Source organism: Acinetobacter sp. GN11, assembly GCF_054823985.1.
The window spans coordinates 1-14,727 of the sequence record NZ_JRVL01000028.1; the positions used below are offsets into that span (position 1 = coordinate 1).

At 38.5% G+C, this 14,727-nt stretch carries 14 protein-coding genes; 5 read left to right on the top strand and 9 right to left on the bottom strand.

Annotated features, from left to right (window positions below):
* A partial coding sequence (locus NL42_RS03500; RefSeq protein ID WP_461311767.1) for an SIMPL domain-containing protein occupies positions 1–568 on the top strand: 568 nt, incomplete at its 5' end.
* Between the two features lie 61 nt (positions 569–629).
* Here the strand turns inward: NL42_RS03500 and NL42_RS03505 are convergent.
* A complete protein-coding gene (locus NL42_RS03505) occupies positions 630–1,253 on the bottom strand; it encodes a TetR/AcrR family transcriptional regulator (protein WP_461311768.1) in 624 nt (207 codons plus the stop codon).
* Positions 1,254–1,371: 118 nt separating this feature from the next.
* Between NL42_RS03505 and NL42_RS03510 the strand changes: the two genes are divergently transcribed.
* A complete protein-coding gene (locus tag NL42_RS03510) occupies positions 1,372–1,836 on the top strand; it encodes a hotdog fold domain-containing protein (RefSeq protein ID WP_461311769.1) in 465 nt (154 codons plus the stop codon).
* A 35-nt stretch (positions 1,837–1,871) separates the two neighbouring features.
* Here the strand turns inward: NL42_RS03510 and NL42_RS03515 are convergent, their stop codons facing one another.
* Positions 1,872–2,966 (bottom strand): fatty acid desaturase family protein, encoded by a 1,095-nt coding sequence (locus tag NL42_RS03515; RefSeq protein WP_461311770.1) that lies wholly within the window; start codon positions 2,964–2,966, stop codon positions 1,872–1,874.
* A 12-nt stretch (positions 2,967–2,978) separates the two neighbouring features.
* Positions 2,979–4,046, bottom strand: a complete 1,068-nt coding sequence (locus tag NL42_RS03520; RefSeq protein WP_016137432.1) for a ferredoxin reductase — start codon at positions 4,044–4,046, stop codon at positions 2,979–2,981.
* 140 nt (positions 4,047–4,186) lie between these two features.
* Between NL42_RS03520 and fabR the strand changes: the two genes are divergently transcribed.
* Entirely contained in the window at positions 4,187–4,882 is a 696-nt protein-coding gene (fabR, locus tag NL42_RS03525) for an HTH-type transcriptional repressor FabR (protein ID WP_016137431.1), read from the top strand.
* A gap of 166 nt (positions 4,883–5,048) precedes the next feature.
* Positions 5,049–6,065, top strand: coding sequence for an AI-2E family transporter (locus NL42_RS03530; RefSeq protein ID WP_016137430.1), 1,017 nt, complete (start codon positions 5,049–5,051; stop codon positions 6,063–6,065).
* A gap of 60 nt (positions 6,066–6,125) precedes the next feature.
* Here NL42_RS03530 and rapA read toward each other — a convergent pair whose 3' ends face one another.
* The 6 genes from rapA to NL42_RS03560 form a co-directional block, all read right to left on the bottom strand.
* The gene (gene rapA, locus NL42_RS03535; RefSeq protein ID WP_461311771.1) at positions 6,126–8,963 is read right to left on the bottom strand and encodes an RNA polymerase-associated protein RapA; all 2,838 of its coding nucleotides are present in this window, start codon (positions 8,961–8,963) and stop codon (positions 6,126–6,128) included.
* Between the two features lie 144 nt (positions 8,964–9,107).
* Entirely contained in the window at positions 9,108–9,746 is a 639-nt protein-coding gene (locus NL42_RS03540) for an RluA family pseudouridine synthase (protein ID WP_009393487.1), read from the bottom strand.
* A 132-nt stretch (positions 9,747–9,878) separates the two neighbouring features.
* Positions 9,879–10,583: an acyl carrier protein gene (locus tag NL42_RS03545; protein WP_461311772.1), complete on the bottom strand. Its 705-nt coding sequence runs from the start codon at positions 10,581–10,583 to the stop codon at positions 9,879–9,881.
* A gap of 62 nt (positions 10,584–10,645) precedes the next feature.
* A complete protein-coding gene (gene hemL / locus NL42_RS03550) occupies positions 10,646–11,944 on the bottom strand; it encodes a glutamate-1-semialdehyde 2,1-aminomutase (protein WP_461311773.1) in 1,299 nt (432 codons plus the stop codon).
* 42 nt (positions 11,945–11,986) lie between these two features.
* Entirely contained in the window at positions 11,987–12,598 is a 612-nt protein-coding gene (gene thiE, locus NL42_RS03555; RefSeq protein WP_461311774.1) for a thiamine phosphate synthase, read from the bottom strand.
* Between the two features lie 115 nt (positions 12,599–12,713).
* Positions 12,714–13,097, bottom strand: a complete 384-nt coding sequence (locus NL42_RS03560) for an Mpo1-like protein (RefSeq protein ID WP_017390055.1) — start codon at positions 13,095–13,097, stop codon at positions 12,714–12,716.
* 165 nt (positions 13,098–13,262) lie between these two features.
* Here NL42_RS03560 and NL42_RS03565 point away from each other — a divergent pair, with 165 nt between their 5' ends.
* Positions 13,263–14,726 carry a CYTH and CHAD domain-containing protein gene (locus NL42_RS03565; protein ID WP_461311775.1) on the top strand — a complete coding sequence of 488 codons (1,464 nt, stop codon included), beginning with the start codon at positions 13,263–13,265 and terminating at the stop codon, positions 14,724–14,726.
* The last annotated feature ends 1 nt before the right edge of the window (position 14,727 follow it).

Genomic DNA, 14,727 nt, shown 5'->3' on the forward strand with positions numbered 1-14,727 from the left:
TGAAATGCATGCAACTTTATATATTGAAAAAAGTAACAAGCAACCAGCTGAACTTTCAAATCAGATTAACCAATTGATGAATCAGGCACTTGCTGTTTCTCGTAAATATCCACAAGTAAAAGTGGAAACTGGTGCTCAAAGCACTTACCCAATTTACGATAACGATAGTAACAAGCTAAAAGAATGGCGTGGCCGCGCTGAAATTCGTCTTGAAAGTAAAGACTTTAAAGCTGCAAGCCAGTTAGTCAATGAATTGCAACAAAGCTTCCAAACTCAATCCATTAATTTTACAGTTTCAGATGAGCAACGTAAAAAAGTTGAAAATGATTTGATGGTCGAAGCATCTAAAAACTTTCAACAACGTGCTCAAATGTTGACTCAAGCATGGAATAAAAGCCAATACACGCTCGTTAACTTAAACTTAAATACTAACAACTATTTCCCACAGCCTGTAATGCGTGCCAGCATGGCTAAGTTCGCTGCTGCCGAAGCGGCTCCAGCTCAAGACATGGCAGCTGGTGAGTCTAAAATTACTGTGAATGCAAACGGTTCAATCCAATTTAAATAATTTCTTTCTCTAAAAAAGCCACATGAAATATGTGGCTTTTTTTATGTATAAACCAAAATATTTAACTCAAATTTTGCAGAGAATCCCAAGCAGCTTTCGCCAAAATATCTTTATAAACTTTTGGATTTGAAGGCACACGTTGAGATAACCACGCACGGCAATAGTTCTCTGTAGATCCAATCACTAATGAAAGTAATAGCTCATGAGGGATAGATTTTAAAAACTCAGCCTCAGCATAATTTGAAATTTCGCTAAAGATCTTTTGATTTCTTAATTTATTTTTCTGAACAAGACATTCCTGATCTTCCCCCTGCATCACACTAAAACGAGCAGATATTAAAAATTTAGCGAACTCAGGCTGTTCACTTACCCAATCAACATAGCCATGAATAAAAGCATATAACACTTCTTGAAGAGAGTTTGTACCCTCCAAATAGTCATCTCTTAATGCAGCTTGGTCATCTAAAGCTGCAAAGAATAAAGTCGCAACAATCCCTTCTTTATTTTTAAAGTGGTGATAAATAGCCCCTACACTGCTGTCAGATTTCGAACGAATCATTTCAATGCTAGTGGTTTCAATTCCATTTTCTAAGAAACAAGACAAAGCATCTAATAAAATCTGTCTTTTTAAAGCAGCCCTTCTGCCTGGATATAACCGTTCTAATAACTCTTGTGCAGATTGCATTGTTTGTTCCCTAACCAGTTATCGGAGATATTCTGAATGACTTGACTCACTTTTGTAAACAGAATTATATTCCGTTAAAGAATATAATTCTGTTTTTATTAATATGGAGCTTTAAACCATGGCAACTACTTTAGAACTTTGGAACAAAGTGTCTACTTTTCCGAAAGGAAAATGGACTTTCTCACGCATGCTATGTTTAAAAGCACCGTATTTCGGCAGTATTTCGCCGCTATTTATTGAGTTAAAACCGAATTATTGTGAAATAGCCATTAAGAAAAAACGTTCTGTTCTCAATCATATTGGAACAGTTCATGCGATTGCGATGTGTAATATGGCCGAGCTTGCAGGTGGCACAATGACAGAAGTTACTGTGCCTTCCACACATCGCTGGATTCCCAAAGGTATGACTGTCGAATATTTAAAAAAGGCAGGAACAGACTTAATTGCAGTTGCAACGCCTGTAGAGAAAAATTATGACTGGGATAAAGCTGGGGAATATTTAGTGAATGTAGAAGTCTATGACTCTCAAAAAGAGAAAGTCTTCCAAGCTATAATTACCATGTGGATTTCTAAAAAGAAGTAATAAAAAAGCCCTGAACTGATCAGGGCTTTTTTTGTTTATTTTTTAAATGGTAAGGCATATTTTAAGATACGACCAACAACCTGACCAAACTGTTTAGTCAAACTTGCGTTGTTATAATTCAGGCCATATTTTTTACATACAGCTTCAACTTTTGGTGCCATTTGGCGATAACGGCGCGCTGGAACATCAGGATATAAATGATGCTCAATCTGATGGCTTAAATGTCCGCTCAAAATATGTAATGCTTCTGAACCTTTTAAGTTTGAAGAACCACGAATCTGGCGCATGTACCAGTGACCACGGCTTTCATCCTGTAAAACAGACTTTGGAAATACTTCTGCATCTTTAGTAAAGTGACCACAGAAAATAATCGTAAACGTCCAGATATTACGAAGACCATTCGCAACCAGATTTCCTGTCAATACAGGTAATGCTGCTGGCCCTGCAATTAATGGGAAAAAAACGTAATCTTTGAAAAGCTGGGTACCAATCTTTTTATTTACTGGTTTTAATTCTTCCACGAATTTTGCCATGCTCTTACGCTTATAAAGAACGCGACCAATTTCAAGGTTCTGAATAGCTACGCCCCATTGGAACAATAAGCAAAATGGAATGCTATAAACCGGTTGAAACAAGAAACCTGGTTTCCAGCGTTGCTCTGGGAATAAGCGAAGTAAACCATAACCAATGTCATCATCGATACCTTTAATGTTGGTATATGTGTGATGTTTATAGTTATGCGTTTGACGCCAGTTATCAGAAGTACCAACTGTGTCCCATTCGTAAGTTTGACCATTAAATTTAGGATCGTTCATCCAGTCGTATTGGCCATGCATAACGTTATGACCAAGTTCCATGTTTTCCATAATTTTAGAAAAGCCTAATAGACCTGTTCCTAAAACCCAAGCTGGTGGGAACCAACCTGCAAATAAACATGCTCGGCCTAAAAAGCTACTGTAGCGAACTGCTGCATAGACACGGCGGATATATTTAGCATCTTTCTCACCCAAATCATCCAATACTTCTTGTTTGATCTGATCAAGCTCTTTTGCAAATGCGTCAAGTTCTGCTGGAGTCAAATCTCGATTTTTAGGATTTTTAAAATATTCGACTTTCACTGGCATATTCATAAAAGTTCTCTCTTAAAGATCAATAACTAGATCAGATTGTGCTGAGTTCACACAAATTTTGAGTAATTGGCTTGGTTCGGTATTTTCACTACCGTTGAGTAAGTTACGTGTAGAACCTTGAGCTTTACTACAAACGCACTTATTACAAATTCCCATACGGCAGCCGTGTGTTGGCTTGAGGCCTTCATGTTCCAGACTCACCAAAATTGATTCGCCTTTTGGAATTGCAATAACCTTATTAGACTGGGTTAATGTGACATTTACATAACCAACTTCAGCCGTACTATCACGCGTTAAGCTAAAAGCTTCTGTTAAGACAGTTGGTGCTTTTTCAAAAAGCTGTTCCACTGTTGAAACGAAACCAGAAGGTCCACATGCATATATGGTGCTATTTTCCAAATCGTCTACTAATGCTAAATGCTCTGCATTTAAACGTTCATCATTTGGTGTTTCTTGTGTATAGAAAACCTGATAACTAAAATTTGGGAATTGCTGCGCAACTTTTTCAAAGTATTCAACAAAAGCTGCATCTGAGCGTTGCTTTACCCAATATAAAAGCTGTACTTGAACTTTATCTAACTGCTGACTTTGTTTAATTGCAGTGATTAAGCTCAACATTGGGGTAATACCACTACCCGCAGCCAGCATAATTAATTTGGGTGTTTTGATATTTTGTTGCATGTCGCCATAAGGCTGACCAAGCTCAAAAACATCGCCAATTTGGCTTTCAGTCATAAACCAGTTACTGACGATACCATCGGCTACTTTTTTAATCGTTAAACGTAAATGTTGTTCGTCAATTTGCGTCAAGCTATAAGTACGTTCATAACGACGACCAGCAATTTCAACAATGACAGGATGATGCTGACCAGCAACCCCTATTTTCACTAAACGGTTACATTTTAGTGTAAGACTTACCATGTCATGAGCGACAAATTCTTTTTTTACAATTTGAACAAGCCCATGTTTTACAGACCATAAAGGATTAACTTTTTGTAGCCAGAAGTTAGCCATTTCTTTATCAAAAATGGTTTGTGTCAATGAATTGAATAGAGAATTTCTCTTTTCGATTGCTTGCATAGCTGGAGGCTCTGTCGCTCTTTTTTAATTATTATACACATGTATATATATTTGTATATACACCCGTACTTTTAATTACAATTTCACAAGTTCAGCTTCTAAGGCTATAATCCTAAGAGTTTACAAATATATTGAACAGCATGACCCAATCTTCACTTTCTCAGAACCTGAATGACACACCTCTACAACAAGATGTCATTGAAATTAAAACAGCTACGCGTTCTGTGGGAAGAAAAGCGACAATTACTAAAGAAGAACTTTTTCAGGCTGCTCTGAATCTGATTGGCCCACAAAAGAGTATTGCTTCATTAAGTTTACGTGAAGTAGCACGAGAAGCTGGCATTGCGCCAAATAGTTTCTATCGACACTTTAAAGATATTGATGAGTTAGCCATTTCTTTAATTGACCGTGCAGGTATTGTTTTACGTAAAATTATCCGTCAGGCTCGCCTACGTGCTTCCTTACAAGAAAGTATTATTCGCAGTTCTGTCGATATTTTTCTTCAGCAGCTCGATGCCGATGAAGGTAATTTAAGTTTATTACTACGTGAAGGCTTTACAGGTTCTACCTCTTATAAAGCTGCGGTTGATCGTCAATTAAACTTTTTCCAGCAAGAGTTACAAGAAGATTTAATTCGTCTAGAGCACTTAAACAACAACCACCTATACCACCCTGAACTTGTTGCAAAAGCAATTACGCAACTTGTGTTTCACATGGGCGCCAAAGTGATTGATCTTCCAATTCATCAACGTGCGGAAGTGGCTGAGCAAACGATGATTATGATTCGAATGATTTTAGAGGGTGCTCGGCATTTGGATAAAGCAGAAATTCGTTAAAATGATCTAATGAATGGCTTGTTAATGAACAGGCCATTTTTACATCTAACTCCTCTATTTTCCAATAAAAATATAATTCACTGATTGAAGCGAATAGCTTGCAAGAGTATAAATAATTATTCCATTGGCTCTTTTTTCTATATTCCCAACGATCTCAGGGATCAACATGCAAAATTTGAATAATCGTCAAAGTCTGATTGCAAGCTACATTCTTATGGGCATCTTTTTGCTTTCGGTTATCCCATTACATCTATTAGCAAGTTTTTTTGCAGGCTTTCTTATTTATGAAATTATTATTAGCTTAAGCTCGGTTGTAGAGCGTTATATTGATGGTCAAAGAGCCCGCATTTTTATTAGTATTTTATTAAGTATTATTACAATTTCACTCATTGCATTTTTCTTTACAAGTTTAATTAGCTTTGTTGTTCATGATTTAAAAGGTGTAGGCATCCACAACATCAACAGCAAAGTTGATCAAACCCTGCTGCATTTACAAGCTGAAGTCAGCAAATATCTTCCGGGCTATATTCCTGATAGCGTGACAGAATTAAAAGATGAAATTTTCGCGTTTATGAAAGATAACGTGACTATATTAAAAAATACCAGTTCCGATATTTTGCATAACTTCGTGACGATGGTTATGGGCCTCATTATCGGTATTTTGGTCGCTATACATGGTTTTCACCGCCGTACTCCGCAACCTGTTTTTAAATCTCTTCTGATCCAACGTATTCAGAAATTATCAATTTCATTTAAAAATGTCGTTTTTGCACAAATAAAAATTTCAGCAATTAATACGCTGCTCTTTATTTTATTTGCCTTTATTATATTACCGCTTTGGGGAGTCCACCTTCCTTTTGCCAAAACTCTTACTATTTTGACCTTCATGTTTGGACTGATTCCAATTTTAGGTAATCTTATTTCCAATACATTAACGTTCATTGCCGCTCTTACTGTTTCCCTTGGACTCGCAGGTGCAGCGTTGCTCTATCTCATTCTGGTTCATAAACTCGAATATTTTATTAATGCTAAAATTATTGGGCATAAAATTAATGCAAATGCATGGGAGATTTTATTAGCAATGCTGGTATTTGAGTCAATTTTTGGCTTAGGTGGTTTAATCGCAGCTCCAATTTTCTATGCATATTTAAAATTAGAACTAAAAGATGCTGGTCTCATCTAATTCAAAATAGATCTATAAAAAAAAAGCGCCCTCTAGGCGCTTTTTTTTATTTGAAGTTAATTATGGCTTAACCACAACTAATACTTGAATCGCTTCTGGCGTAACAGTTAAACCTTCAAGCAAGCTCAAACCTTCTTTTTGCAGCTTTTGTAAACGGTCAATTTCATCTTGACGAATACTTGGGTTGAACTGTTTTAAATAAGTTAAACGGTCAATTTCATATTGCCATTTACTACCATAATGCTCTTTTGCTTGCTGCTGAAGCTGTGGCAAATCAACTTTTGCAATATCCAACGCTTGTTTATAACGTTCCTCAATGATATCACGGCGAGCTTTAACCACCTGACGACAGCTATTGCCATCTAAGTGATGTAAATATGGTTTCAAAATTGCTGGATCAATTTTTTCAGACAAATCTTGACCAGTTTCGCTTAATAGCACACGAATTAACTGCTTAGGTAAGCTCGATGGTAGATTCAACGCCTTAGGCGCAACTACATCGACTTTAAACCACACTTCAATTAATACTGAACCCTGCTTTAATGCATTAGATTTGAGTACAGCAACATTGGTACTACCAAATGATTGCGTACGGATCATTTCCATTACACTTTCAATGAATGGATGCTCTAAAGTTAAATATTGAGCATCTTCACGAAGCTGAGCCTGATCACGATAGAAAGTAGCTGTCATGCCTTCTTCGTCTAGAGCCAAACCTTGCACTTGCATTTGGTCTGTTGGACGAATAATCACAGTACCGTTACTTTGCTCATCAAAGTCAATATTGGTTGATGACATGAAACGCTTCACAAACATTGGTAGCGTTGTATTGTCATCATAATCTTCTAAAGCCTGAACAATCTCTTGCGCCACGATAGGACGACATGAGTTATATTCAAGTAAACGATCTCGGCCCGCTTGAAGTTCAGCTTCTAAAGCTTGACGTTGAACATTCACTTCTTCAAGCAAATCTTCAAATGTTTGACCTTGGTCTGCAAGTAAGCAATCTTTCAATTCAACAATAAAGTTTTCTTGCAGCGTTTGCGCTGTTGGTGAAATATTGCTGAAAATATTAAGTGCTTCATTGTACCAACGGAACATACGCTCTTGAGCTGTTCCAACAAGATATGGCACATGAATCTGAATACGGTTTTCTTGACCAATACGGTCTAGACGTCCAATACGTTGCTCTAAAACATCTGGATTAGCTGGTAGATCAAATAAAATTAGATCACTGGCGAATTGGAAATTACGGCCTTCAGAACCAATTTCCGAACACAGAAGAATCTGTGCACCATAGCTTTCTTCAGCAAAATAGGCAGCCGCTTGGTCACGTTCAAGTAAGCTCATGCCTTCATGGAACATTGCAGTACGAATGCCTGCATGCAAACGCAATACATTTTCTAAAGCTTCAACAACGGGTCCACTACGCGCAATTAAAAGCACTTTTTTATGCTTAAGATCTCTGCGCAGAATTTCCATTACCCATAGCACACGTGGGTCATTTTGCATCCACGAACCATCAAGGTGTGCTTCTTCAGGCCACATCTGCTCACGCAGTTTTCCATCTTTTGACCAATCTTCTGGTGCTGGTAATGGTGCTGGCTGACAATCACGCCCTGGGAAGCCTTGAATTGCTTCACGCGTATTACGGAATAAGATACGACCCGTACCGTGACGGTCTAATAATTCGTGAATTGCTCTAAAGCGTTGGTCCGGCTGGTCTTCAATACTGTGACCTAACAAACCTTCTAAAGCAGATAAATGCTCTGGAGCTAAAGGCTGATCAGACATGAGTACTTCAGCAATTTTTGCAGTCTGCTGATACTGAGTTTCTTCATCTAAGAAGCGCTCTAAACTACTAAAACGCTGCGGATCAAGTAAACGTAAACGTGCGAAATGACTTTCCACACCAAGCTGTTCAGGTGTTGCAGTAAGCAATAACACCCCAGCCGTATTTTCAGCTAGCTCTTCAATTAAATCGTAACGGTCATTACCGCCTTCTTCTTCGCTCCACATCAAATGATGTGCTTCATCGACCACGAGCAAATCGAAGCCAGCTTCTATTGCTTGCTCACGTAAGTCATCATGGTCAACCATCAAATCAACGCTGGCAATAATGCATTGCTCAGTCAAGAACGGGTTGAGTTCTGGATCATGTTCTTTAATAGATGCAGTACGTGTTAAATCAAACAGAGAGAATTGCAAGTTAAAACGACGGCGCATTTCAATCATCCACTGATACTGTAGAGAATCAGGGACTAAAATAAGAATTCGTTCTGAGCGACCGGTTTTAAGCTGTTGGTGGATAATTAAGCCAGCTTCAATTGTTTTACCCAAGCCCACTTCATCGGCAAGTAAAACACGAGGTGCAAAACGTTTACCAACTTCATGTGCGATATAAAGCTGATGTGGAATTAAACCAACACGTGCCCCAACCATGCCACGTAAAGGGCTATTCTGCATTTGTGCTTGCATAAGCATCGCTTCAATACGCAGGTCATACCACTCTTTATAATCAACTTGACTTGCAAGCAAACGATCTAAAGGTTTCGACAACTGAATTTGCGCACCGATACGTGTTTCATTCAGTGCTTTACGATCTTGTTCACCATTTTCTGAGGTACGAACAACGTTGTAACGCAAAACGCCATGTCGGTCTTCAACAGACTCAACAATCCACTTCTTGCCTTCCTGATCTTGAACTTCATCATTAGTGTTAAAGATGATACGAGATAGTGGAGCATTATTACGTGCATAGACACGTGTCTCATCACTTTTGGGGAATAAAATGCTGACAGATCTTTCATCTACATCAATAAGCACACCTAAACCGAGCTCAGTTTCTGTGTCTGATAGCCAACGTTGACCAATAGCATACTGCTGCAATTTTTCCACCTTTCTCTCAAGTTCGCACTACATATTGTACGATGCAAATTAGCTTATTTTTGCATCTTTTTATGTAGTCTTTAAAGCAAAATTTTGAAGCAAAAACCAATTAAATGACTTTGCTACAAAAAATCACGCATTAAAATTTTTACATTAAAACGGTACAGGACAGTCAAAAGTTAATGTTTCTGCTGTGACAGGATGATTAAAACTTAACTGTTTGGCATGCAAACACAAACGCGGCACAAGTTGCTGCTCTGGTGTTGCATACAGCGTGTCACCTACAATTGGATGCCCAAGATATTGCATGTGTACACGGAGTTGATGGGATCGACCTGTAATTGGTGTTAATTTCACACGAGTTACGGGCTGTCCCTGAATCTGAAAATGTTCTAGAACCTGCCAATGTGTTAAAGCAGGTTTGTTGTGAGAAGCGTCTACAATATGTAAAGGTGGTCGGCTTGGATCATAGATAACAGGAATATCTACAGTCCCCTCACCCTCTAAATGACCTGCGACAAGTGCTTCATATATTTTTGAAGTTTGACGATCTTGAAATTGACGCGCAATCGCACTTTGACCACGTTTAGATAAACCAAATACCAAAATACCTGAAGTGTCTCGATCTAGACGGTGAATGAGCAAAGTTTTAGGTTCAATCGCAACCAACCTTGTCAAAACGCTATCATGTAAATCACCTTTACCAGGAACACTCAAGATGTCCGAAGGTTTATGAATCACCATAAAATCATCATCACGATAGATCAGATGTTCACTTAGAAAATCACTCAAAGTTCTATTCCCAAGGTAAGATGAAAAACAAGCGGGCAATAATAAAAAGCTTACGTCCGAATTACAATGCCGTTCGGGTAAATTAACAGCATAATTTGCAAATATTATGGAGCACTTCGGCTCTATAGTCGGTCAAGGCTTCAATAACTGCATAATATGCTGCAATGTCGGTGTTTGCATCAGCTCTTCAGCGCTTAGGCTGGCACCGTTCGCACGCCACAGGTCAACCAGATAATTTACGGCAGACTGATCTAATCCATAGTTTCTTAAATCAATTTCAGGGTGAATCTCCATGGGGTGTCGCCCTACCTGTTCAGCAATTACCAATAAAATTCCTTTATCTGACAAGATATATTCAGGCGGCGCACTTAAAGACCATGAGCGCATTAAGCTCTGCGTATTTAAGTGTTTTATATGGTCAAAACTGATCTTTTCAACCCATTGGATGTGCTGCTCTAAATTAGCTGCCAAAATCGCATCATTTACAATAGCTACATAATCGGTAATTGATAAAACAAGCTGCATGACTTGTTTAAACAAAGGTGACAAATCACCAGCTATCACAACTTGGGCTTTAGCATTTGACGACAGTCGCTGCCCCAACTGCAACATGGTTTGTTGAAGCTGAGATGCATCAATAAAAATAACTGGAATTTCGAGTGCCTGTGCTCTTTTACTTAGTAATTCTAAATGATCGGCTAATGGCTGGTGTGTCCAGTCAGGTGATTTTTCAAGTTCATTTAGCCCAACCATGAGCAAAATACTTTGCGTAGACTCAATCGACCAATTTGAAGTATTTGCTGCTAATTGGATTTTTCGAGGTAAGGGATAAAACATTGTTCTCTACAAATATAAAAATAGCTCAAATTAAAAAGCCCGTTTAACACGGGCTTTTTTGCTTACTTCATTTCGGCGAATGTTTCTTTGGCAGCCTGAATCGTAAACGCGATATCTTCATCAGAGTGAGCAGATGAAATAAAGCCTGCTTCAAATGCTGAAGGTGCCAAGTTTACCCCACGTTTTAACATGCCATGGAAGAACTTTTTGAAAGCTTCAATATCGCACGCCAACATAGAGTCAAAGCTTGTAATGTCTTCTTGATCGGTAAAGTAAAGACCAAACATTGCGCCAGCTTGCTGAGTTTTAAATGGAATACCTGCTTCATTAGCTGCGGCTTGTAAACCTGCAAGTAACTTTTCAAGTTGAGCAGATAAATTGCTATAAAAGTCTGGTTGGCGTAAATGTTTAAACATCTCGATACCCGCACGCATAGCAAGTGGGTTTCCAGATAATGTACCTGCTTGGTATACGCCACCTAAAGGTGCGATACATTCCATGATTTCACGCTTACCACCAAATGCACCAACGGGTAAGCCTGCACCAATAATTTTACCTAAAGTCGTTAAGTCTGGCTTAACGTTATAAACCGATTGAGCACCACCTAAAGCAACACGGAAACCTGTCATTACTTCATCAATAATAAATACAGATTTATATTCATCACACACATCACGAATGGCTTGTAAGAAACCGTCGATTGGTTTCACCATATTCATGTTACCTGCGACAGGCTCAATAATGACACCAGCAATTTCATGACCGAATTTCACAAAACATTCTTTTAATGCAGCAATATCGTTGTAAGGCAGCGTTAATGTATGTTTAGCGAAATCAACAGGAACACCTTTTGAAGTCGGCTCACCCTCACCTAAAGTGAGTAAGCCCGAACCTGCTTTTACTAGAAGTGAGTCTGAGTGACCGTGGTAGCAACCTTCAAACTTCACAATTTTGTCACGGCCAGTGTAACCACGTGCTAAACGGATAGCGGTCATGGTCGCTTCTGTACCAGAGTTCGTCATACGTACCAATTCAATTGATGGCATGATTTCACAGATAATATCTGCCAACGTAGTTTCGTGTACGGTTGGTGCACCAAAACTTAAACCATCTTCTGCGGCTGTTTGTACTGCTTTAATAATTTCTGGATGAGCATGACCCAAAATCATTGGTCCCCAAGAACCAACATAGTCAACATAACGCTTACCATCTACGTCCCATAAATAAGCACCTTTTGCTTTCTCGATGAAAACAGGTGTTCCTCCAACGCCATTAAAGGCACGTACCGGAGAGTTCACACCACCTGGAATGTGTTTGCTGGCTTGTTTAAATAACTGTTCTTGCTTTGGAGATAAACTCATGGAAATGCTCGTCTTAAATATCTAAAAAATAATTTTGAAAGCTTAAGAAAATAATTGTGCCCAGGCCTGTACACGGGCAGGAATTTCAGCAGTTGATCGACCTAATATATCACTAATGACTGCACAGAGGTCAGCCCCAGCCTCAATCACAGGTTTTGAGTTTTCAACCGTTAAACCACCAATTGCACAAATGGGTAAATCATATTGAGCTGCTGCTTGCTTAATCACTTCGACACCCACATTACCTGCTTCAGGTTTTGTAGAAGTCGCATAGACTGCACCAAATGCAATATAAGTCGCGCCATCTGCAATTGCTTTTTGGGCGAGTTCTAATGAGTTTAAGCAAGTACGGCCAATAATGACACCTTCTGGTAACTGCGATTTTGCATCGGTAATTTCACCGTCACTTTGCCCTAAATGCACACCTAATCCAAACTGAGCGGCCAGTTTTAGGTCATCATTAATCACAAAAGGAACTTGATATTTTTCACACAATAGTTTGATCTGTTCAACTTCAGCAGGCTGGTCGGCTTTTTCTACTTTCTTACGACGGTACTGTAAAATTGCGACCTGATGAGTTGCGAGTGCGGCGTCTAATTTTTCTAATAATAATTGGATTGGGTCATCATTGGTAATGAGATATAAACCGCGCATACTCTACTCTCGCTTTAAAAAACTTCGCTAGTATAACGGATTTATAGGACATCATAAGTACCGATTGATATAGGCTTACCAGTACCAATCGGTATATTTAGAATAGAAAGTAAAATTAACTTGGTATTTTGTCATGCTTGCGATCAGTCAAACTCAAACGACCACGTGCAACATCAGACAACATTCGCCAATCAGAAATAAAGCTATAGAAAGGTTGTTTAAAACTCGCAGGTTTATTTTTTTCAAACACAAAATGTCCAACCCAAGCGTTTGCGTAACCCGCTACCAAACCATAGAGTACATATTTGGCTTGTTTTTTACGAATTGCTTTAGAAAAAAAGTATATGCCAATACTACTGCCCACCACATGTAAGCGTCTGCTCATGATGTTACGGTGTTCAGTTAAGTAAAAACGATAAAATTCCTGATAGTTTTTAATCGGCAATTCAAACTCTGGCTGAGCTTCATGATTAAAGTTTATGGGTGCATTCACGATCATCTTCCTGATTTTTATTTGATCAAAACGTCACCTGATTGTACACCTAAATAAAAGCCAAGCATCATATGTTTGATTGTAACTTTCTCTATCAAAACCATTACTTTTAGTACTAAGCTATTATACTCATTCAAGATAGTTTAAATAACTGATTCAGGGAGATACATTATGGTTGAAGTTGAGCTTAAGTTTCAGTTACCTGAATCGAAGAAAAAATCTGTTCAACAATACTTAAAAAAGCATAAAGCACAGCAGATTCATCTACAGGCAAAATATTACGATACCCCCGATCGATTACTCGCAAAAAATGGCATGGCGCTACGTTTGCGTAAAGAAAATGATCAATGGGTACAAACATTTAAAGCCGCTGGTCAAAGCCATCTACACCGCGTTGAAGAAGAAATTCATTTAGGTGTGTGTGACCAAGAACCTGATTTAAACCTTGAGTTATATCAAGATAATAAAGTAGTGACTGATTTACTTAATACAGCCCTAGGTAAAGAAGCTAAAAAATTAAGTTTGCAATTTGAGACTGATGTACAGCGTACTTATCATGTCTTTGAAGCAGACAATACAGCGATTGAAGTTTGCCTTGATGACGGTGTAGTAAAAACTGCAACTGCTCAAAGCATAATTTGCGAAGTCGAATTTGAGCTTAAACAAGGTGCGGTGAAAACGCTTATTCAATTTGCACAGCAATGGATTAATCGTTATGCGCTCTGGCTCGATGTAAGAAGTAAAGCCGAGCATGGTAATTTATTAGCACTAGGACAAGCAGTCTCACCTGCTGTTCATGCCAAAGCCCTGACATTAAATAAAGATATTACTGCTGAACAAGCACTCAAAAAGATTGTCGAAAACTGTTTAGGACAATTCTTACCAAATATGGCTGCAATTGCTGATGGCATTGCCGAAGCTGAACATATTCATCAGGCACGTGTGAGTTTGCGCCGTTTACGTAGCGCACTTAAACATTTTTCTAGCTGGTCAAACGAGGTAAATCCTGTTTGGGAAGAACAAATTGCTGAGCTTTTCCGCCAGCTTGGAGACACTCGTGATGAAGATGCTATTCGCACCGAGGTGTTACCAATCATTAAGCAACATGGCTCACCTGAGCTTTTACTACCCGTTTCGGCACAGCCATTAAAAGAGCTCTCAATACTCTTTACCTCTTCGGAAACGATTAAACTATTACTAGAATTATTAGCATTCGCCTACTCGGAAGAAGACTCAAAGTCCAAATCAGGTGGGTTAAAAAAACATATTAAAAAGAGTTTAGATAAGTTACATCATAAAGTGATCAGCAATGCTGAACACTTCTCTGAGCTTGAAGTTGCTGAACAGCATAAAATACGCAAGACGGCTAAGCAGTTACGTTATTGTGTTGAGTTTATTTCAAGTCTTTATTCTGACAAAAAAGTACAGCAATATTTAAAACAGCTACAACCTGTACAAAATACTTTAGGTCAATATAACGATTTGTTTATTGCTGAAGTTATTTTTAATAAAGCTGTCGAAAATGACTCGTCTTTCTGGTTTGCATTAGGCTGGGTAAAAGCCAAACAACCTCACCTACAAAAGCGCTCAGCAAAAGCTTTACAAACTTTTAGTGATGCTGAAACTTTCTGGTAAT